The sequence below is a fragment of the Nocardioides sp. NPDC006303 genome, assembly GCF_040613175.1.
Lineage (GTDB): Bacteria > Actinomycetota > Actinomycetes > Propionibacteriales > Nocardioidaceae > Nocardioides.
On the sequence record NZ_JBEXRR010000050.1, the window covers coordinates 1 to 19,012 of the forward strand.

The window sequence follows — 19,012 nt, forward strand, 5'->3', positions numbered from 1 at the left end:
CCCGATCGGCGACGTCTACGCCTGCCCGTTCGCGATCCACGACCAGTTCCTGGCCGGCAACCTGCTCGGTGAGGGCGGCTTCCAAGAGGTGTGGCGGTCCTTGCCGCGCTTCTCGTTGTCCTTCATGTCTTCGAAGTGACCGCCCGTGGTGCCACTTTGTTGCTATCTTGTGGTTCGACACGAGCATTGATGAGCGTCTCAGGTGTATGTCACTCGGGGAGGCATCGTTGTGACGGATCCATTCTTCGCCGCGCTGCGCGAGCGTCGTCCAGACGTCGACATCGTCATCCTGCCTCCGGCAGACCCTCCCGAGCCCTTACCCGAGGCGACGGCCGATGAGCTGAGCCGGTCGGCGCAGGTGGTGGACGCGACCGTCGCAGCCATCGCCGCACGGATGCCGGAGCCGACCTCGGACGGACCGAGGTGGGAGCCCTACAACCGCGAGAACGTACGTCGCTGGGCCCAGCTCGAGGCTCGAACAGCCGACGGCGACGCGATCCTGGCCGGCCTCGATCGGGCGTTCCGAGACGCGCGTTGGGACTCCAGCGTCGCTGTGAAGGCGTTCCACCGCTGGACAGCTTCGCGAGCGGAGGTCCAGATCGTCGGCACCTGGTCCGAACGTCATCACCGGCTCGTGGTGACCGTGACCGGCCGGGCCCTCCGCCCCACGCCGACCGTGCGGGAGGCGCTGGCATGACGCTGCACGTCGAACCCGCCAAGGTCCAGTCCACGGCTGCCGCGTGGGATACGGAGAATCTCCATCTCACCGCTGCGGCGAAGCAGATCAACGGTGCCGGCGCAGGTGGCTTCACGCCGACCGTGGCGAGTCTGGTCGGACAGTTCATCGAGGCGTGGCAGGCGATCGCGACGAAGTCCGCCCGCTCCGCCGAGTCCCAGGCCGACGGGCTGAGGACCACCGCGATCGGCATCCTCGAGACCGACGCGAAGACCGACATCGATGCATCGTTCGCACTGAACAGCATCAAGGAGATCCGGTGACCATCACCGTCTCCCTGCCCCCGAGGCCGAGCGAGACGCCCGAGTTCACCGCGGACGGCCAGAAGGTGCAGGAGATCGGGTCCACCCTGCGCACCTCGTCGTCGATCTTCGACGACCACGGTTCGTTCGTCGGCGGAAAGGCGAAGGACTCCGGCCTCCTCGACGGCCAGGCGGCCGCCGCGTACGCCCAGGCACTCAACCCCATCGGGAAGCATGCCGATGCCTGCTCGCTGGCGTTGCGCGCCGCGGCCAACGCCGTCCTGGGTCATGGCGACGAGCTGGTCGACCTCACGAGGCGTCATCAGGATCTGAGGGGCGAGCGGGAGCGCCTGACCCGCCAGGTCGAGGCGCTCGCTGCCCGAGCGAACCCGCTGCCCACCGACGAGGCCGAGCTCCGGATCCTCCAGTCGGACTGCGACCGCTGCACCAGCCAGGTCGAGACGTACGAATCCGATCTGGTGAAGTGGGCCGAGGACCTCAGGGCCAGCGAAGACAAGGTCGCGGCCGCGCTCCGCGATGCGATGACCGAGCGGCAGATCGACCAGAAGTACGCCGGAGTCGCTGATCCCGCTGACGCCGCCAGGAACTCGATGCCGTCGCCCAAGGACCCCAAGGCGGTCAAGGCGTGGTGGGACGGCCTCACCGAAGAGCAACGAGCCGGCATGGCCGCCGCCTACCCCGAGATCGTGGGGAACACCGACGGTATCCCGGCGGCCCACCGCAGTGACGCGAACACGATCTCGCTCGACCGCGACCTCGCCGAGCTCGGCGCCATCCCCGAGGAGCAGCGCACCGACGACGAGCAGACCCGCTACGACAACGCAAAGGCCGCAGATGTCGCGCGTGACAAGATCGAGAGGTCCAGGGACCCGATGACGAACGAGAGCTACGACGCCCAGGTCTACATCTATGACCCGATGGCGTTCGGCGGCGACGGGCGTGTCGCGATGGCGGTCGGCGACCTCGACACGGCGAGCAATGTATCGGTCAGTGTGCCGGGCTTGACCACCGACATGGAGTCGTCACAGTCGAATGCCGAGGATGTGATCAACCTCCATCAGGCAGCTTCGTTCGAAGGCGGCACCAGCACAGCCACCATGTTCTGGATCGGCTATGACGCGCCCAGCGGAGCCGACTCGGCCGGTGTTGCGGGCGAGGGCATGGCCACCGCCGGCGGGGAGCGGCTCGCCGACACCCTCGACGGCCTCAACGCCATGCGTTCCGACGACTTCCACCTCACCGCCATCGGCCACAGCTACGGGTCCACCACGGTTGCCCACGCAATGACCGACCACCACCCCGATGCCGACGACGTCGTCCTGCTGGGCAGCCCCGGAGCCGGCGACGATGCCGACTCCGCCGACGACCTGGGCGTCGGCTCGGGACATGTCTTCGTCGGTACGAACAGCGAGGACCTCGTCGGCCGGCTGGGGCAGACGGGATGGGTCAGCCCCGCTGCCCTGGGCGCGGGTGTTCTAACCGGCCCCCTCGGTGGCGCCGTCGCCCAGCTGGCCGGTGCCGGCCTCGGCCACAACCCGGCCGAGGACGACTTCGGTGCCGTACGCTTTCAGGCCGAGAGCACCAGCAGGGGGTCGATCCCCAACATCGACGACCACGTCAAGTACTACGACCACGACTCGGAGTCACTCGCCAACATGGCCCACATCGTCAACGGCCAGTACGACGAGGTGGTGCGCGCCGGGCAGGTGTACGACCCGTGGTACCGCGACCCGGTCGACCCCGAGAGCGACCGCAGCCCGACCGGCCCGGACACGGACGGCCGATGACGGCTCGGGCCCTGGCCGCCGTGATGGCGACACTGACGATCCTGCTTACCGGAGGGTGTGGCGAAGTGAGCGACAAGACCTACGCCGAGCTCGAACAACAGCGAGACGACGTACTCACGTGGGCACGCGAGCTGTCGGCCGCTGCCTCGACAACGCTTGCCACGTCCCCCAAGGACGCAACGGAGGCGTACGACGGCGTGGATCAGAAGGGCGTTTCGGACAAGTACAAGTCGTACAAGTACGACGTCCAAGCCGACTTCGTCACGGAGCAACAGGACCCGCTCAACGCGCTGCGCGACGAGCTCGAGGAGTTCAGCCCAACGTTCAGTGGGAACTCGCTGCGGCTTTCGCACGGTGACCTGACCGCCCACTTCCAGACCTACCCGAATGCCCCCGGGGCGGTCGGCCTCGTCGTTCAGGGGCCACCGATCGAGATCGATCAGGAAGACATGAGCGACTGGGACGGCTTCGTCGTCGGTGAACCGGTCGACCTGCAATGACGACCCGGTAAAGTTTGCACATGACCACCGCCGCCGAGCCGACCGAGTCCACCGCCTTCCTCCCCGGAGGGGTCGAGCTGGCGTACGACACGTTCGGCAGTCCCAGCGCTGATCCGCTGCTGCTGATCATGGGTCTCGGCGGCCCGATGACCTGGTGGAACACCGAGCTGTGCGAGCAGCTGGCCCGGGCCGGGTTCTACGTGGTGCGTTACGACAACCGCGACATCGGACACTCCTCGCCGCACCCCTCCGACGAGCGGATCACGCTCGCGAGGCTGGCCCGGGCGTTCGCGGGGCTGCCGACGCCGGCGCCGTACGCGATGGACGACCTCGCCGACGACGCCGCCGCGCTGCTCACCCATCTCGGCATCGAGTCCGCGCACGTGTGGGGCGTGTCGATGGGCGGGATGATCGCCCAGACCCTCGCCATCCGTCACCCCGACCGGGTGCGCTCGGTCTGCTCGATGATGTCCACCACCGGCCGTCGCGGTGTCGGCTTCCAGCACCCGACCCTGCTGCCCGCGCTGGTCATCAAGAAGCCCGGTCTGGAGGGCTACATCGAGCGCCAGATCAAGGGCGGCGTCCAGATCGGCTCCCCCGGGTTCCCCGAGCCCGAGGACGAGGTACGCCGGCGGGCGATCGACACCTGGAACCGCGGCGTCAGCGGGCCTGCCGTCGCGCGGCAGATGCTCGCCGTGCTCACCCAGCCCGACCGCACCGAGGAGCTCGGGCGCATCAAGGTGCCGTTCAGCGTGATCCACGGCCTGACCGACAAGATGGTCCATGTCTCCGGCGGCCGGGCGACCGCCGCGGCCGTTCCCGGCTCAGAGATCACCCTGTTCAAGGGCATGGGCCACGACCTGCCCCGAGCACTGTGGCCGGCCTTCATCAAGGTCGTACGCCGCACCGCTGACCGAGCCGCCGACCGCACCGTCTCCGCATAGCGGATGCGCACCACGGTCCCCGAGGGCGAGTCGGGCTCGATGCTCGCGAGGGCGCTCGCGGACGTCGCCGAGCCCATCGAGGACGAGGCGGTGACCGCGAAGCTCCTCGATGCCGCCGCGGAGCAGTTCCGCCAGATCGGGATCAGGCGCACCACCATGGAGGAGGTCGCCAATCGTGCCGGGGTCGCCCGGATCACGGTCTACCGCCGCTTCGCCAACAAGGACGCCCTGGTCGAGCAGGTCGTACGCCGCGAGTTCCGGCGCTACTTCGACCAGTTCGTGCTCGACATCGCCGATGCGGCCGACGCGGCCGAGCGCGTGGAGATCGGCTTCGCCAGCGCGATGCGGGCGATCCGCGGCAACCCGCTGATCGGGGGCCTGCTCACCGTCGAGACCGACTCGCTGGTGCACTCCATCGTCGGCGACGGCGGCCGCACCGTGGCCACGATCGCACGCTTCGTCGCGGGCCAGCTGCGTCGCGAGCAGCGGGCCGGGAACGTGCCTGCCGAGATCGATGTCGACCTCGTCGCCGAGCTGATGGTCCGCACCTCGACCTCGTTCCTGGTCACCCCGAGCGAGGTCGTCGACATCGACGACGAGGCGCAGCTGCGCGCGCTCGCCCGGCTGTTCCTGGTGCCGCTGATCGACCCCGGCAGCCGCCCGAAATAACCTTCGCCTGGGCCCCGGAGATACCGTGAGACCATGCACGACCACGGCTCCCTGCCCCCGCTCGGTTGGTCCGAGTTCTTCACCACCTGGAGTCTCCAGCCCGGCTGGTTGCTCGCCGTGGTCATCCTCGCCGCGGGCTATCTCACGCTCCGTAACGCAGCCGGCCCGGCCTCCACGGTCAAGGGCTGGCGGGTGGCGTCGTTCCTGACCGGGCTCGGTCTGATGTACGTCGTGGTCGCCTCGGCCATCAACGGCTACGCGATGTCGCTGGCCTGGATGCACATGGTGCTCCACCTGACGCTGATCATGATCGTGCCCACGCTCCTGGTGCTCGGGCATCCGCTCACCGTCATCGCCGAGACCGGCCCGCGGGCCGAGCGGGCGATGCGCTCGCTCCCGGTCACCATCCTGATCCACCCGGTCACCGGCACCCTGCTCTACTCGGTGGTCATCATCGGCACCCACCTGTCCGGGTTCATGGACTCGATGGCACAGAGCAGGCCGCTGATGGTCGGCGAGCAGGTGCTCTACGTCGTCGCCGGATTCCTCTTCCTCACCGGCACGATCGGCGAGGAGAAGGTACGCACCGACCTGCCCTACCTGGGCAGGATCGCGCTCCTCGTCGTCGGGATGGTGCCCGACACGATCGTGGGGATCGTGATGCTGCAGACCGAGCGTGATCTCTACCCGGTCTACTCCGCCGCGCGTCCCGAGTGGGCGCTGGACGCGGTGAAGGACATCCAGACCGCCGGCGGCCTGATGTGGGCCGGCGGCGACGGCGGCATGATGCTGCTCGCCATCGGCCTGGTCATCGCCGTCGTCTCCTCACCCGAGCGCCGGGCCAAGATGACCGGCCGCTTCCTCGACGGCGTACGCAGCAGCCGGCTCGCCGAGGAGAGCGCCCGGGGAACGACTGAGGGCCCCGCCGAGCCGGGATCCGTGGATCCCGACAGCGACGAGGCCCTCGATGCCTACAACGCGATGCTGGCCAGAATGAACCAGCACCACTGAGTCAGTTGACGCGCAGGCCCGACTCGGTGTCGAAGACGTGGACGTCCTCGGGGTCGGTGGTGACGTAGATCGTGTCGCCCTTGCTGACGTGGTCCTTGGAGGAGACCCGGACGATCAGGGTCGAGGGGACACCCTCGACGTCGCTGGTGCCGTAGACGTAGGAGTCGGAGCCGAGCTCCTCGACGACGGTCACCTGGACCGGCAGCCCGCCCTGGCCCTCGCCGATGACCCGGAAGCTCTCCGGGCGCACGCCGACGGTGATCTGCGTGGGCATGTCGGTGGTGCCGACCGGGACGACGTACTCCCCGATCTTGGCGCCGCCGCCATCGGCGGCGGTGGCCTTGATGAGGTTCATCTGCGGCGAGCCGATGAAGCCGGCGACGAAGAGGTTGACCGGCTTGCGGTAGAGGTTGAGCGGAGTGTCGACCTGCTGCAGCTCACCGTTGCTCATCACCGCGACGCGGTCGCCCATCGTCATCGCCTCGACCTGGTCGTGGGTGACGTAGACGGTGGTGATGCCGAGGTCGGCCTGGAGCTTGGCGATGTCGGTGCGGGTCTGCACGCGCATCTTGGCGTCGAGGTTGGAGAGCGGCTCGTCCATGCAGAAGACCTGCGGCTGGCGGACGATCGCGCGGCCCATGGCGACGCGCTGGCGCTGACCACCGGAGAGCGCCTTCGGCTTGCGGTCGAGGTAGTCGGTCAGGCCCAGGGTCTTGGCGGCCTCGGCGACGAGCTTGTCACGCTCGGCCTTCGGGACCTTGGCCATCTTCAGCGAGAACGCCATGTTCTCGGCGACGCTCATGTGCGGGTAGAGCGCGTAGTTCTGGAAGACCATCGCGATGTCGCGGTCCTTCGGCGCCACGTTGGTGACCTCGCGGTCGCCGATCCTGATGGCACCGGAGTTGACCTCCTCCAGCCCGGCGAGCATGCGCAGGGTGGTGGTCTTACCGCATCCGGACGGGCCGACGAGCACCATGAACTCGCCGTCCTTGATCTCGAGGTCGATGCCCTTGACCGCGGGCTCGGCGGCGCCGGCGTACCAACGCTGCGCCTTCTCAAAACTGACTGTTGCCATGATTCCGTTATCTCCTTCACCGGCAGGTACGTGCCGGACGATCCGTTGTGAAGTGACCGAGGACACATTTCCTCGGCGGAGACACCATAGCCCAGATCGGTTATCAGCGCGTCAAAGCCCGGCACACAGCTGGTGCGCAACCCTCGTAGGCGTTCAACCGGCGCATCAGGTCACGGGCGTACGGCTTCGCGTGGTCCTCCGCGAAGACGTTGCGGTCCTCCCACGGCCGGTCGTAGCGGTAGAGCTCGTAGGCGTAGTCGGTGCCCTTCCAGGAGTTGTCCAGGTCGAACCGGACCAGCAGCCCCTGCGAGCCGCGCACCGCGATGTAGGACGGGATGATGTCGATGGTGCCGCCCGAGCCCTTGTCGAGATCAACCTCGCCGGGGTGCGACTTGGCGTAGGTGTGCTCGAAGAAGGCGTACCGCCCACCCGGCAGCCGCGGCCGGCTCAAGGTCTCCGCGAACGAGCTGCCGGAGACGTAGGACGGGGTCGGGGCACCGGCGATGTCGAGGAAGGTCGGCGCGAGGTCGATGTTGTTGACGAACTGGCTGCGCCTGCCGGGCACCACGTCCGGGCCGACCACGACCATGGGCACGCGGGTGTCGGAGTCGTACGGCGCACCCTTGCCGCCGTTGAGCTGGTGCTGGCCGAGGTGGAAGCCGTTGTCGGAGGTCAGCACGATGTAGGTGTCATCGCCGGCCGCCTTGCGGACCTGGGTGATCATCCGGTCGATCGACTGCACCATCCGGGCGCGGTCGCGGTACTGGCTCAGCGCGGTCTGGTCGGTCAGCGAGACCTTGTTGGTGCGCCAGGCAGGAGCCTGCGACGTACGTCCCCCACGGCCGAGGTAGGTGGGCGCGTTGTCCCAGCGGTCGTCGCCGTAGCCGACCAGGTCCTTCAACGTCAGGTCGGCGCACTCGAGCTGGCCACAGTTGCCGCCCGCGGGATCGCCGGCGGGAGCCTGGTCGGCGAAGGCGGGCGGGAACCAGGTGTCCAGGCCCGGGTAGTGGTGGCCGAGGCGCGAGTGCGGCCCGTAGGCGGCGATCTCGAGGAAGTAGGGCTCCTCGTCGTCGCGGTGCTCCTCGATGAAGTCGAGGGCATAGTCACGGGTGACGTTGGTGGCGTACCCGGCGTCCTTCACAGCCGTGCTGGCCGAGGGCGGCGGTCGCGGGTGGTTGCGCAGCTGCACCGCGCCGTTGCCGTCGAGGAAGGTGCTCTGGTAGCCCCAGCCGCCGTAGGCGCCGCCGAGGAGCGCGTTCCAGGAGTCCCAGCCGGGCACCTTGGGCGGCGGCACGCGCTTGCCGTCGGCGCCGATGGTGGCCTCGTAGGCGTTGATGTACTTCCCCACGAACCCGGTCGTGTAGCCGGTCTCCTGGAGCCCGATGCTGAACTGCTTCTCGACATTGCCATAGCGCTGGAACGCCGACCAGCCGCCGACCGGGTGCTCGGGGTCGTTCTGGGTATTGGTGAGGACCTTGGTGTGGTGCGGGGTCTGCCCGGTCAGCAGCGCTGCGCGCGAGGGGCAGCAGAGCGAGTCGATGACGAAGGAGTTCTGGTACGTCGCACCCTCGGCCGCCATCCTGGTCGCCTCCGGCATGGTGCGGAGCAGCTCCAGGGAGAAGTCGTCCATCAGGATCAGGACCATGTTGGGGCGCTCGTCGGTCGTGGCGGCCAGCTCCGCCGCGTCCTCGACCGGCGCGGCCGACGGGTCGGCGGCGGCAGAGCCGGCAGCCACCGTCTTCGGGCCGAGGACCAGGAGTCCGGCGATCAGGGCCACGACGGCCAGGAGTGCGGCGCCCAGCAGTGCGCTCCACTTCGGCTTCATCCCGAGACTCCTTTGTCTATTATGTAACTACACAATAACTTGTTCAGGTGAGGTTAGTGCCTGATTTCCAGGCACGACAAAATCGGTCCGCGGAGCGGACCATCCCCGAGATGGTGTTGCTCAGTGCAGCTCGTGCGGCGGCGGCATCTTCAGATGCCGCGAGCCCTTCGCTTCCTTCAGCGGCTTGCGGATGACGGTGACGCCACCCATCAGCGCCAGGCCCTTCACCCGCAGCACCGGACCGCCGGTCGGCTCGATCCCGCGCGGACCGACGTAGCCGCCCATGATCCCGACTCCCTGCATCACGACCTGGACATCGGGGCCGACGGTGATGTTGACCCCGCCCATGATCGCGTTGGCGTAGATCACGGTCTCCTGCGCGGAGAACTGCGCCTGACGCATGTCGAGCTCGGCGCCGCCCATCAGGGCGATCACGTTGCCGGTCGCCGGAACCGTCCAGACCCCGCGCCGGTCGACGCCGCTCATGATCGCGACGTAGAGCTGGCTCTCGATCGGATTGGCGGCGAAGACCGCGGGGCTGTTCGCCGCGGCGGGCTTGGACACCGGGACCGGCGGCGCGGGGGTGCCCGCGGCCGGCAGGTCGACGGTGATCGGGATCAGGTCGGCGTACGTCTTGGCCTTGAAGGTCGCCTCGAGGCGGTCGTCGAGCTCGTCGATCTCCAGGCGGCCCTCGCCCGCGGCCTCGCGCAGGATGTCGGCCACCTTGTGGCGGTCGGCATCGCTGATCCGGAGGTTCGGATCAGGATTCTGGCCGCGAAATGGCTCGGGGGTCGTTCCCATGGGGCGAATGCTAGTGGGGCGCTCGGAGGAACGCCTCAACAATCCCCCCGATGGCATCACTCCAGGCCGAGGTGTTGCTTCAGCGTGCGCTTCGGGCCGCGCGGACCCCGACGCTTGACGGTCACATCGCCGAGCACGGCGAGGCCCCGCACTCGCACCACCGGGGAGTCCGCGGTGAGCGCCTCGGGCACCTTCGCGGACGGCTCGTTGAACTCCCCGAGGACGCCGTTGCCCTCCACGATCACGTGCACGTTCGGTGGGACGGTGACCTTCACGCTGCCCAGGACGGAGGTCGCGTTGATGACCACCTCACGAGCCGAGTAGTGCGCCTCGCGCAGGTCGATGTTGGCGTCGCCCAGCACCGCGTGGACCGAGAACTGCTGCGGAACCACCCACACACCCTTGCGCTCGACGTTGCTCAGGAACGCACTGGCGCTGTCGCTCCCCTCGCCCTCGCTGTAGACGACCGGAGCCGCGCCGGCGGCCGGCGCCGCGGGCATCACGGGCGCCTGCCCCGCGACCGGCAGGTCCTGCGTGATCGGCTCCAGGTCGGCGTACGTCTTGGCCTTGTAGGTCTCCTCGAGCCGCTCCTCGAGCTCGTCGATGTCCAGGCGGCCCTCGCCGGCAGCCTCGCGCAGGATGTCGGCGACCGCGTGGCGGTCGGCATCGCTGACGCGCAGGTCGGCTCGGCGGGGCTGGCCGGGGTGCGGTTCAGGGAGTCCCATGGTCCTGAATGCTATCGGCGTACGTGTCGCCCGTCTCTCAGGTTCAACCCTGAGGCTGGGCACTGACCAATTGGTGCGTACCCCAGTAAATAGTGGGTACTCCCGCGGATGGACGACGTCCTCCAGCATGGATGACGTGTCAGAAACCGATAGAAACTCGACCCCCTCGACCGACATCAGCGTGCTCGGCCTCGGCGCGATGGGCAGCGCGCTGGCCACCGCGTTGCTCGACGCCGGCCGTTCCGTGACCGTCTGGAACCGCACCCCTGGGCACGCCAAGGACCTGGTGGCCCGCGGCGCCGGTGCCGCGGACTCGGTCCCCGCGGCGGTGCTGGCGAGCCCCGTTGTCATCGCCTGCCTGCTCGATCACTCCTCCGTCGAGGAGACCCTCGGCTTGGCCGCCGGTGAGCTGCGCGGCCGCACCCTGGTCAACGTCACGACCACGACGCCCAACGAGGCCCGTACGCTCGCCTCCTGGGCGGCCGATCACGGCATCGACTATCTCGACGGCGCCATCATGGCCGTACCCGCCATGATCGGTTCCCGCGCCGGTCAGATCTTCTACAGCGGCTCGCGGGCGGCGTACGACGCTCTGCTGCCGACTCTCGACGTCTGGGCCACGAGCGAGTTCCACGGCGAGGATGCCGGCCGGGCGTCGCTGGTGGACCTGGCGATGCTGTCGGGGATGTACCAGATGTTCACGGGCTTCTTCCACGGTGCCGCGATGGCCGCCACCATGGGGATGAGCGCGTCGGACTTCGCCGCCCGGCAGGCTCCGTTCCTCGCCGCCATGACCGAGGAGCTCGCCGGCTACGCGAAGGTCATCGACGGCGGCGACTACTCCGTCGCGGGCCAGCAGAGCCTGGACTTCTCCGACCTCTCGCACATCGTGCGCGCCAGCGAGGAGCAGGGGATCGATCCCGCCCCGATCGCCGCCGTCCAGGCGCTGATCAGCAGACAGATCGAAGCGGGGTACGGCTCGGAGGGGCTCCCCAGGGTCGTCGAGAGCCTGCGCGCCGACGGGTAGCGCTGACAGTGCCCTGGCCCGTCGGTCGGGCCAGGGCACTGTCGAGTCGGCTCAGTCGGCGAGCGGGAGGTAGACACGGCTCCCCGCTGCCGCGAACTCCTTCGACTTCTCCAGCATGCCCGCCTCGATCTCCTCGGGGGATGCGCCGTCGTCGCCGCCGAAGCGGTCGCGTACGTCCTGGCTGATCTTCATCGAGCAGAACTTCGGGCCGCACATGGAGCAGAAGTGGGCGGTCTTGGCGTTCTCCGCCGGCAGGGTCTCGTCGTGGAAGCTCTCCGCGGTGACCGGGTCCAGCGAGAGGGCGAACTGATCGCGCCAGCGGAACTCGAAGCGAGCCTTGGAGAGCGCGTCGTCGTGGTCACGGGCGCCGGGGTGGCCCTTGGCGATGTCGGCGGCATGGGCGGCGAGCTTGTAGGTGATCACGCCGGTCTTCACGTCGTCCCGGTCCGGCAGGCCGAGGTGCTCCTTGGGGGTGACGTAGCAGAGCATCGCGGTGCCGTGCATCGCGATCGTGGCCGCGCCGATGGCGCTGGTGATGTGGTCGTAGCCGGGCGCGATGTCGGTGGCGAGCGGGCCCAGCGTGTAGAACGGCGCGCCGTGGCACCACTCCTGCTGGAGGTCGACGTTCTCCTTCACCAGGTTGAGCGGGACGTGGCCGGGGCCCTCGACCATGACCTGTACGTCGTGTCGCCACGCTCGTTCCGTGAGCTCGGCGAGGGTCCTGAGCTCGGAGAGCTGGGCCTCGTCGTTGGCGTCGGCAGTGCTGCCCGGGCGGAGTCCGTCGCCGAGGGAGAAGGCGACGTCGTACTGCTTGAAGATCTCGCAGAGCTCGTCGAAGTGGGTGTAGAGGAAGCTCTCCTGGTGGTGCGCGAGGCACCAGCCGGCCATGATCGAGCCGCCGCGGGACACGATGCCGGTGACGCGGTTCGCGGTGAGCGGGACGTATCTCAGCAGGACTCCCGCATGGATCGTCATGTAGTCGACGCCCTGCTCGGCCTGCTCGATGACGGTGTCCCGGAACACCTCCCAGGTCAGCTTGTCGGCCTCGCCGTTGACCTTCTCCAGCGCCTGGTAGATCGGCACGGTGCCGATCGGGACAGGTGAGTTGCGCAGGATCCACTCGCGGGTGGTGTGGATGTCGTCGCCGGTGCTCAGGTCCATCACCGTGTCCGCGCCCCAGGTGATCGCGTGGGTGAGCTTGTCGACCTCCTCCGCGATACTGCTGGTGACCGCGGAGTTGCCGATGTTGGCGTTGATCTTCACCAGGAAGCGCTTGCCGATGATCATCGGCTCGGACTCGGGGTGGTTGACGTTGTTGGGGATGATCGCCCGGCCCGCCGCGACCTCCTCGCGGACCAGCTCGGGGTCGCAGCTCTCGCGCACCGCGACGTAGGCCATCTCCTTGGTGATGATGCCCTGACGCGCGTAGTGCATCTGGGTGACGTTCTCGCCTCTGCGCGGCGGCCGGCGCTCGCCCTGCCACTCCTGGGTGGCTTCGCCGCGGCGTACCGCGGTCTTGCCGTTGTCCCGGAGGTCCGTCGGGCGTCCTTCGTACTGCTCGGTGTCGCCGCGCTCCTCGATCCATTCGAGGCGGCGGGGCGGAAGGCCCTGCTCCGGCCGCGAGCCGGGGCCCTCGGTGCAGTAGCGGTCGAAGGTCTCGCCGTTGGTGAGCGCGACCCGGGTCACCGGGACTTTCAGGTCGCCGATCTCGAGGCGGGTGTGGGCGGGATGCACGGTCATGCGGTCTCCTCAGGTGTTCAGGTGGGCGATCGGTCCTCGGCCGCGGCCGAGAGTCCAGTGCTGGCTTCTGGCGAGCTGTCGGGTGACGTACGCAGCGGCCCGATCGGCCGCTTCTCGCAGCGTCGTTCCGTGGGCGAGGTGGGCGGCCAGGGCCGAGCTGTAGGTGCAGCCGGTGCCGTGGTCGTTCTTCGTCGGGACGGCGGGATGCGTGAGCGGGATCGGCGGCCTCCCCTGCTCGGCGAGCCAGTCGGTGCACTCGCCTGTGGCGGCCGGGTCGCCGCCGGTGACGATCACGGCCGGCTTCAAACCGGCCAGCTCCCTGGCCAGCTCCTCGGGCGACCCGTCGTGCCCGGCCAGGGCACGGGCCTCGTCGAGGTTGGGGGTGACGACGGTGGCGACGGGGAGCAGGTGGTCGAGATAGGCGCGGCGTACGTCCTCCCCGCCGAGCACCGCGCCGGAGGTGGCGACCAGGACGGGATCGACGACGAGCGGCCGGCCGGCGCAGAGGCGCGCGACGAGCTCGACCACCCCGGCGCTGCCGAGCATGCCGGTCTTGACCGCCGCGACGGGAAGATCGTCGAAGACGGCGTGGAGCTGGGCCTCGACGGTGGAGATCGGGACCGCGTGGATGTCGCTGACCCCAGTCGTGTCCTGGGCGGTGACGGCGGTGATCACGCAGGCTCCGTGGACCCCGAGCGCAGCGAAGGTGGCCAGATCGGCCGCCGTGCCCGCCGCTCCCCCGGAGTCGGTGCCCGCGATGGTCAGCGCGACCGGTGGGTTCACGACGTCGCCGCCGTCGTGCCGATGGCGGCCAGCAGGTCGCGTACGACCTCTGCCGGCTCCTCCGCCCGCATCACCGCGCCCATCACGGCCACCCCGTGCGCCCCGGCCGCCACCGCCTCGGCCGCGTTGTCCGGGGTGATCCCACCCAAGGCGTACGTCGGGAGCGGGAGGTCACCGAACGCGCCCGGACCGAGCGGCGGCCCGTAGCCGGGCTTGGACTCGGTCAGCGCGTACGGGCTCAGCATCGCGAAGTCGAACCCCTCCTCGGCCGCGCGGGCGACCTCGGTGGAGCTGTGGCAGCTGCGGCCGAGGTGTAACACGCTGTTCGTAGGTCTATCCGGTCGTTCCGATAGGGCGAGTAGTCCTACGAACGACGTGTTACTGCTCGCGGAGGCGGGCAGGTGCAGCCCGACTGCGGCGGGGAGAGGGGTGTGGGCGGCGATGACGTTCAGGCCGAGTCCGGCGAGCAGCTCGGCCAGCTTCGCTCGATGCTCGAGGGGCTCGTCGAGCTCACGGAGTACGACGTGGGTCAGGCCCGCCTCGGCGCACGCTGCCATCGTCGCGAACAGGCTGCGGCCGAGCGGCAGCTGGGAGCGGTCGGTGAGGACGAGCAGTCGCGGTAGCGCGGTCATGCGATCCGGCCCTCCATCGGAGACGACGCCCTGGCGACCGCCTGCCGTGGGATCCGGCCGGCGGCGCGGGCGGTGTGCCCTGCCTCGACGGCCAGGCGCAGAGCGCGAGCCATCCCGACCGGGTCGTCGGCGCGGGTCACCGCGGTGGCGGCGAGTACGGCGGAGCAGCCGAGCTCCATCGCCAGGGCCGCGTCCGAGGCGGTCCCGACCCCCGCGTCGAGCACGACCGGCACGGACACGGCAGCGACGACGGCTTCGATCGCGTACGGGTTCAGCAGCCCCAGCCCCGACCCGATCGGCGAGCCGAGTGGCATCACCGCCGCGCAGCCGGCGTCCTCGAGCCGACGGGCGAGGACGGGGTCGTCGGTGGCGTACGGAAGGACCGTGAAGCCCTTGCGCACCAGCTGCTCGGCGGCCTCGACGAGCTCGACGGCGTCGGGCATCAGCGAGGTCTCGTCGCCGATCACCTCCAGCTTGACCCAGTCCGTCTCCAGCGCCTCGCGGGCGAGCTCGGCGGTCAGTACCGCCTCGCGTGCCGAGAGGCAGCCGGCCGTGTTGGGCATGATCGGCACCTTCGCCGCGCGCAACGTCTCGAGCAGCCCGCCGGAGGACGTGGAGGACGTACGCCGCATCGAGACCGTCACCAGACCGGGCTCGGCCGCGTCGATCACGTCGGGGAGCAGAGCCAGGTTGTGCAGGCCACCGGTGCCGAGGAAGAGGCGAGAGGACAGCTCGCGCCCGGCGATCTTCAAGATGTTGCTCATCCGCCCTGCACCGCCGTCACGATCTCGACGACGTGACCGTCCTGGAGCTGCCAGCGCGCCCAGTCGTCGCGCGGCACGATCTCCTCGTCCACGGCGACGGCGATGCCGCTCGGCCGCCGGTCGCCGGTACGTGCCTCGAGCAGGTCGGCAACGGTGCCGCTGACCTCCGTCGGCTCGCTGTTCACGGTGATCTTCATCCGTCCTCCTTCATCCGGAACCGGCGCGGATCGACCGCGGGTTCCACTGACCCTGTCTCGATGTGGTCGGCCACCAGCTGCGCGATGAGCGGCGCGAGCAGGACCCCGTTGCGGTAGGCACCCGCGGCGAGCACGACGCCCGGCTCGTGGGTCGGGCCGACGAGAGGAAGGTTGTCGGCGGTCCCCGGGCGGTCGCGCGAGGTCACCTCCACCACGCTGGCGCGGTCGAGCGCCGGCACCACTCGGCGGGCGGAGTCGAGCAGCCGCCACACCCCTTCGACGGTCGGCAGCAGCGGACCGTCGCGCTCCTCGGTGCTGGCCCCGATGACCACCTCGTCGCTGTCGATCCGCGGCACCACGTAGATCTGCTCGCCGTGCGCCCAGGCTCGCACCGTCCGCTCCACCGGCTCCTGCGTCCGCACGCGCACCACGTCTCCGCGCACAGGGCGGATGAGGGAGGAGTACGGATCGGGCAGCTGCGCACCGGTCGCGATGACGGTGACCGTGTTGGTCTCGACACCGGCTCGCTGGCGCTCGCCGGGCCCGACCAGCGGAGAACCTGCGGCTCGACCAGCGGTTCCGTCGGTCGAGCCGGATTCGTGAGGAACGAACGAATCCGTGTCGAGACCAACACGGTCCCCGACCCGATCGAGCAGGGCCGCGACGACCGCACGCGGATCGACCGAATGATCCTCGGCGAGGAAGGCCCCACCGGCGACCCGGCCGAGCCCGGGTTCGCGGGCGAGCAGCTCGCGGCGTACGAGCCTCTCGTAGGAGACCCCGGCGAGATCGAGCACCGAGAGCTGCCGCTCGACCTGCTGGACGTCCCCGGCGTCGACACCGACCAGCAGGGTCCCGCGGGTGTGCACGGGCACCCCGAGCCGGGCGGCGACGTCGGGCCAGAGCGCGAGGGAGGACAGGCAGAGCCGGGTCAGATCCTCCTCGCCGTACCAGGCCTCACCGGCCGGGCTGAGCATGCCGGCCGCGGCGTACGACGCACCCGAGCCCGGCGCTGGATCGACCACCGTGACCTCGTGCCCACGACGGATCAGCTCGTCGGCCACGGAGAGCCCGACGATCCCGGCACCGAGGATCCGCACGCGCATCAGCCGACGGCTTCCACGAGCTCCTTCGCGGCCTGAAGTGGGTCGGGTTGTCGCCAGAGCCCGCCGATCACGGCGACCCCGTGGGCGCCGGCGGCGCGTACGGCGCCGGCGGACTCGGTCGAGATCCCGCCGATCGCGATCAGCGGGAGGACACCGGCAGCGTCTGAGACCGCGGATACCCCCAGCGGGTCGGGAAGCCCGGCCTTGGAGGTGGTGGCGAAGATCGGCCCGAAGCCGGCGTAGTCCGCGCCCGCCGCGGCAGCCGCCTCGACCGCGGCACGGTCCCGGCAGGTCGCGCCGATGACCAGCCCCGGCGCGACCGCGTCGGCGATCCGCCGGGCCTCGGCCAGCGGAAGGTCGGAGGCACCGAGGTGGACGCCATGCGCACCGGACGCGAGCGCCACGTCGAGCCTGTCGTCGACGACCACACAGGCCTCGTACGCACCCACCCGCTCGATCACGGTCGCCGTCAGGGCGAGCAGCTCCCGGGTGGTCGCGGCCTTGTCGCGCACCTGGAAGCCGGCGACGCCGAGCTCCGCGAAGGCAGGCAGCAGCGCGAGATCTTCGCTCGAGGAGACCAGGCAGAAAATACGTGGAAGAGGCACAACCAATCACTTCCTTCGCCGGCATGATCCGGATCAGGTGTAACGGTCGGAGCGGCTCCAGCTCCCTCTCAGCCCGCTGCCGCGGACTCCCGTGTGGACGTCTCCGACCATAGCGCGCACCACCGAGAACCCCCCAGCCCTAGGCCCATCCAGCGGGATACCTCTGGTAGGTCGAGATCCGCGGCGCCGTCGCCTCGTCGCCCCTGACCCCCGCGACGAGCCGATCGTGTCGATCGACGATCGCGGCGCGCGAAGGTCTGGCGCCGCGATGTGACGTGCCCTACAGTCTTCCCTGAGCGATTGATTCTGCCGATACAAGCGTTGATTCGATCATAAACGATCACTCAGGCCGTGTCGGCCCGACCTCGACTTCGGAGCGAAGACATGCAGACGACGTCCATCACCACGCCCGACACCAAGCTCGCTACCGGGTTCTCCCGGCGCAGCGTCCTGGGCTCCGCCGCCGCAGTGGGCGGGGCCGCCCTGGGCATCGGCGCCCTCACCGCCGGCGCCACCCCGGCGCGGGCCGCCGGCCAGCGCACCATGGTCAACCAGGCCTTCGAGGCGCACGAGATCGTCCGCATCGGGCTGATCGGCCTCGGCAACCGCGGCTTCGGCATGGCCCGTGGCTGGGCCGACATCCCTGGCGCGCAGGTGGTCGCGGTGTGCGACATCCGCGCCGACCGCGCCACGCGGGTGGCCGACGACCTCGTCGCGCGCGGCAAGACCCGCCCCAAGGAGTACGGCGGCAAGCGTGGCTCCTTCAAGCAGATGCTCGACCGCGAGGAGCTCGACCTCATCTACATCGCCACCCCCTGGGAGTTCCACTACGACCAGGCGCGGACCTCGATGCTGGCCGGCGCGCACGTCGCCGTCGAGCTGCCCATCGCCACGCAGCTCAACGAGCTGTGGGACCTCGTCAACACCTCCGAGATGACCCGGAAGCACCTGCTGCTCGCCGAGAACTGCAGCTACGGCCGCAACGAGCTGGCGATGCTCAAGATGGCGCACGAGGGGGTCTTCGGCGACATCACCCACGGCGCCGGCGGCTACCTGCACGATCTGCGAGCCCTGCTGTTCAACGACGGCTACTACACCGACGACTGGCGGCGCCTGTGGCACACCCGCAGCACCGCCAGCTTCTACCCGATGCACGGCCTGGCGCCGATCGCTGCCGCGATGGACGTCAACCGCGGCGACCGAGCCGTCACGCTGGCCGCCACCGCGACCGCGCCGCGGGGCCTGGCCGACTACCGCGAGCGCTTCGTCCCCCGCGACCACCGGTCGTGGAAGGAGGAGTACATCAACGGCGACCGCATCAGCTGCGAGATCACCACTTCCGGGGGTCGCACCATCAGCGCCGAGCACAACGTGAGCCAGCCCCGGCCCTACAGCCGCATCAACAGCATCGAGGGCAGCCGCGGCCTGTTCGAGGACTACGTCGGCGGCGACTCGACCGGCGCCCGCGTCTACGCCGAGCCGCTGCACAGCGGCGACACCTGGCGCGGCTTCAAGGAGCTGCGCCAAGAGTTCGACCACTGGCTCTGGAAGGAGCTCGAGGACGAAGCCTCCGGCAGCGGTCACGGCGGCATGGACTACATCCTGCAGTGGCGCCTCATCCAGACGATGCGCGCCGGGCTGGTCCCCGACATCGACGTCTACGACTCGGCCATGTGGTGCTCACCGGTCCCGCTGAGCGTCGAGTCGCTGGCCAAGAACGGCAAGCCGGTGGAGATCCCCGACTTCACCCGGGGCAATTGGCGCAAGCCGAGGGTCGGCCTCGACTCGCGCCAGACCGAGATGCCCCCCGTCCCCTGATCCC

Annotated in this window: 20 protein-coding genes and 1 riboswitch; of the genes, 9 read left to right on the forward strand and 11 right to left on the reverse strand. The window is 69.5% G+C overall.

Features of this window, described 5'->3' with window-relative positions:
* The first annotated feature begins 229 nt into the window (after positions 1-229).
* From ABZY89_RS26065 to ABZY89_RS26095, 7 genes are read left to right on the forward strand one after another with little or no spacing between them, the layout of a single operon-like run.
* Entirely contained in the window at positions 230-697 is a 468-nt protein-coding gene (locus tag ABZY89_RS26065) for a hypothetical protein (protein ID WP_355231908.1), read from the forward strand.
* Positions 694-999, forward strand: a complete 306-nt coding sequence (locus tag ABZY89_RS26070) for a hypothetical protein (protein ID WP_355231910.1) — start codon at positions 694-696, stop codon at positions 997-999. The genes ABZY89_RS26065 and ABZY89_RS26070 overlap by 4 nt, the downstream gene beginning before the upstream one ends.
* Complete coding sequence (locus ABZY89_RS26075) at positions 996-2,786, forward strand: alpha/beta hydrolase (RefSeq protein ID WP_355231912.1); 1,791 nt, start codon at positions 996-998, stop codon at positions 2,784-2,786. Before ABZY89_RS26070 ends, ABZY89_RS26075 begins: the two co-directional genes overlap by 4 nt.
* Positions 2,787-2,809: 23 nt before the next feature.
* Positions 2,810-3,286, forward strand: coding sequence for a hypothetical protein (locus ABZY89_RS26080; protein ID WP_355231914.1), 477 nt, complete (start codon positions 2,810-2,812; stop codon positions 3,284-3,286).
* Positions 3,287-3,306: 20 nt separating this feature from the next.
* The gene (locus ABZY89_RS26085) at positions 3,307-4,230 is read left to right on the forward strand and encodes an alpha/beta fold hydrolase (protein ID WP_355231916.1); all 924 of its coding nucleotides are present in this window, start codon (positions 3,307-3,309) and stop codon (positions 4,228-4,230) included.
* Positions 4,231-4,233: 3 nt separating this feature from the next.
* Positions 4,234-4,899 carry a helix-turn-helix domain-containing protein gene (locus ABZY89_RS26090; protein WP_355231917.1) on the forward strand — a complete coding sequence of 222 codons (666 nt, stop codon included), beginning with the start codon at positions 4,234-4,236 and terminating at the stop codon, positions 4,897-4,899.
* A 33-nt stretch (positions 4,900-4,932) separates the two neighbouring features.
* Positions 4,933-5,910 carry a cytochrome c oxidase assembly protein gene (locus ABZY89_RS26095; protein ID WP_355231919.1) on the forward strand — a complete coding sequence of 326 codons (978 nt, stop codon included), beginning with the start codon at positions 4,933-4,935 and terminating at the stop codon, positions 5,908-5,910.
* Position 5,911: 1 nt separating this feature from the next.
* Here the strand turns inward: ABZY89_RS26095 and ugpC are convergent, their stop codons facing one another.
* The 4 genes from ugpC to ABZY89_RS26115 all read right to left on the reverse strand — a co-directional run bounded on the left by ugpC (position 5,912) and on the right by ABZY89_RS26115 (position 10,336).
* Positions 5,912-6,985, reverse strand: a complete 1,074-nt coding sequence (gene ugpC / locus ABZY89_RS26100; protein ID WP_355231921.1) for a sn-glycerol-3-phosphate ABC transporter ATP-binding protein UgpC — start codon at positions 6,983-6,985, stop codon at positions 5,912-5,914.
* A gap of 103 nt (positions 6,986-7,088) precedes the next feature.
* The gene (locus ABZY89_RS26105; RefSeq protein ID WP_355231923.1) at positions 7,089-8,810 is read right to left on the reverse strand and encodes a sulfatase-like hydrolase/transferase; all 1,722 of its coding nucleotides are present in this window, start codon (positions 8,808-8,810) and stop codon (positions 7,089-7,091) included.
* A gap of 120 nt (positions 8,811-8,930) precedes the next feature.
* Positions 8,931-9,611 (reverse strand): DUF1707 domain-containing protein, encoded by a 681-nt coding sequence (locus tag ABZY89_RS26110; RefSeq protein WP_355231925.1) that lies wholly within the window; start codon positions 9,609-9,611, stop codon positions 8,931-8,933.
* A 56-nt stretch (positions 9,612-9,667) separates the two neighbouring features.
* On the reverse strand, positions 9,668-10,336 hold the full coding sequence (locus tag ABZY89_RS26115) for a DUF1707 domain-containing protein (RefSeq protein ID WP_355231927.1): 669 nt from the start codon (positions 10,334-10,336) through the stop codon (positions 9,668-9,670).
* Between the two features lie 127 nt (positions 10,337-10,463).
* Between ABZY89_RS26115 and ABZY89_RS26120 the strand changes: the two genes are divergently transcribed.
* On the forward strand, positions 10,464-11,363 hold the full coding sequence (locus ABZY89_RS26120) for an NAD(P)-binding domain-containing protein (protein WP_355231928.1): 900 nt from the start codon (positions 10,464-10,466) through the stop codon (positions 11,361-11,363).
* 51 nt (positions 11,364-11,414) lie between these two features.
* Here the strand turns inward: ABZY89_RS26120 and thiC are convergent, their stop codons facing one another.
* The 7 genes from thiC to ABZY89_RS26155 all read right to left on the reverse strand — a co-directional run bounded on the left by thiC (position 11,415) and on the right by ABZY89_RS26155 (position 17,190).
* Positions 11,415-13,103, reverse strand: a complete 1,689-nt coding sequence (thiC, locus tag ABZY89_RS26125) for a phosphomethylpyrimidine synthase ThiC (RefSeq protein ID WP_355231930.1) — start codon at positions 13,101-13,103, stop codon at positions 11,415-11,417.
* A gap of 9 nt (positions 13,104-13,112) precedes the next feature.
* A complete protein-coding gene (gene thiD / locus ABZY89_RS26130; protein WP_355231933.1) occupies positions 13,113-13,886 on the reverse strand; it encodes a bifunctional hydroxymethylpyrimidine kinase/phosphomethylpyrimidine kinase in 774 nt (257 codons plus the stop codon).
* Entirely contained in the window at positions 13,883-14,518 is a 636-nt protein-coding gene (locus ABZY89_RS26135; protein ID WP_355231935.1) for a thiamine phosphate synthase, read from the reverse strand. Before ABZY89_RS26135 ends, thiD begins: the two co-directional genes overlap by 4 nt.
* Complete coding sequence (locus ABZY89_RS26140; RefSeq protein WP_355231936.1) at positions 14,515-15,282, reverse strand: thiazole synthase; 768 nt, start codon at positions 15,280-15,282, stop codon at positions 14,515-14,517. Before ABZY89_RS26140 ends, ABZY89_RS26135 begins: the two co-directional genes overlap by 4 nt.
* The gene (gene thiS, locus ABZY89_RS26145; RefSeq protein ID WP_179656574.1) at positions 15,279-15,479 is read right to left on the reverse strand and encodes a sulfur carrier protein ThiS; all 201 of its coding nucleotides are present in this window, start codon (positions 15,477-15,479) and stop codon (positions 15,279-15,281) included. Before thiS ends, ABZY89_RS26140 begins: the two co-directional genes overlap by 4 nt.
* Positions 15,476-16,585, reverse strand: coding sequence for a glycine oxidase ThiO (gene thiO, locus ABZY89_RS26150; RefSeq protein ID WP_355231938.1), 1,110 nt, complete (start codon positions 16,583-16,585; stop codon positions 15,476-15,478). The genes thiS and thiO overlap by 4 nt, the downstream gene beginning before the upstream one ends.
* On the reverse strand, positions 16,585-17,190 hold the full coding sequence (locus ABZY89_RS26155; protein WP_355231940.1) for a thiamine phosphate synthase: 606 nt from the start codon (positions 17,188-17,190) through the stop codon (positions 16,585-16,587). Before ABZY89_RS26155 ends, thiO begins: the two co-directional genes overlap by 1 nt.
* Positions 17,184-17,293: riboswitch (TPP riboswitch) on the reverse strand. Its footprint overlaps the gene before it by 7 nt.
* A gap of 281 nt (positions 17,294-17,574) precedes the next feature.
* On the opposite strand from ABZY89_RS26155, the gene ABZY89_RS26160 reads away from it, so the two are divergent.
* Complete coding sequence (locus tag ABZY89_RS26160; protein WP_355231942.1) at positions 17,575-19,008, forward strand: Gfo/Idh/MocA family oxidoreductase; 1,434 nt, start codon at positions 17,575-17,577, stop codon at positions 19,006-19,008.
* Positions 19,009-19,012 lie beyond the last annotated feature (4 nt).

Coding starts and splice junctions, on each gene's coding strand:
- thiC (WP_355231930.1), bottom strand. CDS start 13,103: ATGACCGTGCATCCCGCCCACACCCGCCTCGAGATCGGCGACCTGAAA.
- ABZY89_RS26080 (WP_355231914.1), top strand. CDS start 2,810: ATGGCGACACTGACGATCCTGCTTACCGGAGGGTGTGGCGAAGTGAGC.
- ABZY89_RS26085 (WP_355231916.1), top strand. CDS start 3,307: ATGACCACCGCCGCCGAGCCGACCGAGTCCACCGCCTTCCTCCCCGGA.
- ABZY89_RS26095 (WP_355231919.1), top strand. CDS start 4,933: ATGCACGACCACGGCTCCCTGCCCCCGCTCGGTTGGTCCGAGTTCTTC.
- thiS (WP_179656574.1), bottom strand. CDS start 15,479: ATGAAGATCACCGTGAACAGCGAGCCGACGGAGGTCAGCGGCACCGTT.
- ABZY89_RS26090 (WP_355231917.1), top strand. CDS start 4,234: ATGCGCACCACGGTCCCCGAGGGCGAGTCGGGCTCGATGCTCGCGAGG.
- ABZY89_RS26115 (WP_355231927.1), bottom strand. CDS start 10,336: ATGGGACTCCCTGAACCGCACCCCGGCCAGCCCCGCCGAGCCGACCTG.
- ABZY89_RS26140 (WP_355231936.1), bottom strand. CDS start 15,282: ATGAGCAACATCTTGAAGATCGCCGGGCGCGAGCTGTCCTCTCGCCTC.
- ugpC (WP_355231921.1), bottom strand. CDS start 6,985: ATGGCAACAGTCAGTTTTGAGAAGGCGCAGCGTTGGTACGCCGGCGCC.
- ABZY89_RS26070 (WP_355231910.1), top strand. CDS start 694: ATGACGCTGCACGTCGAACCCGCCAAGGTCCAGTCCACGGCTGCCGCG.
- ABZY89_RS26120 (WP_355231928.1), top strand. CDS start 10,464: ATGGATGACGTGTCAGAAACCGATAGAAACTCGACCCCCTCGACCGAC.
- thiO (WP_355231938.1), bottom strand. CDS start 16,585: ATGCGCGTGCGGATCCTCGGTGCCGGGATCGTCGGGCTCTCCGTGGCC.
- ABZY89_RS26160 (WP_355231942.1), top strand. CDS start 17,575: ATGCAGACGACGTCCATCACCACGCCCGACACCAAGCTCGCTACCGGG.
- ABZY89_RS26135 (WP_355231935.1), bottom strand. CDS start 14,518: ATGACCGCGCTACCGCGACTGCTCGTCCTCACCGACCGCTCCCAGCTG.
- ABZY89_RS26105 (WP_355231923.1), bottom strand. CDS start 8,810: ATGAAGCCGAAGTGGAGCGCACTGCTGGGCGCCGCACTCCTGGCCGTC.
- ABZY89_RS26110 (WP_355231925.1), bottom strand. CDS start 9,611: ATGGGAACGACCCCCGAGCCATTTCGCGGCCAGAATCCTGATCCGAAC.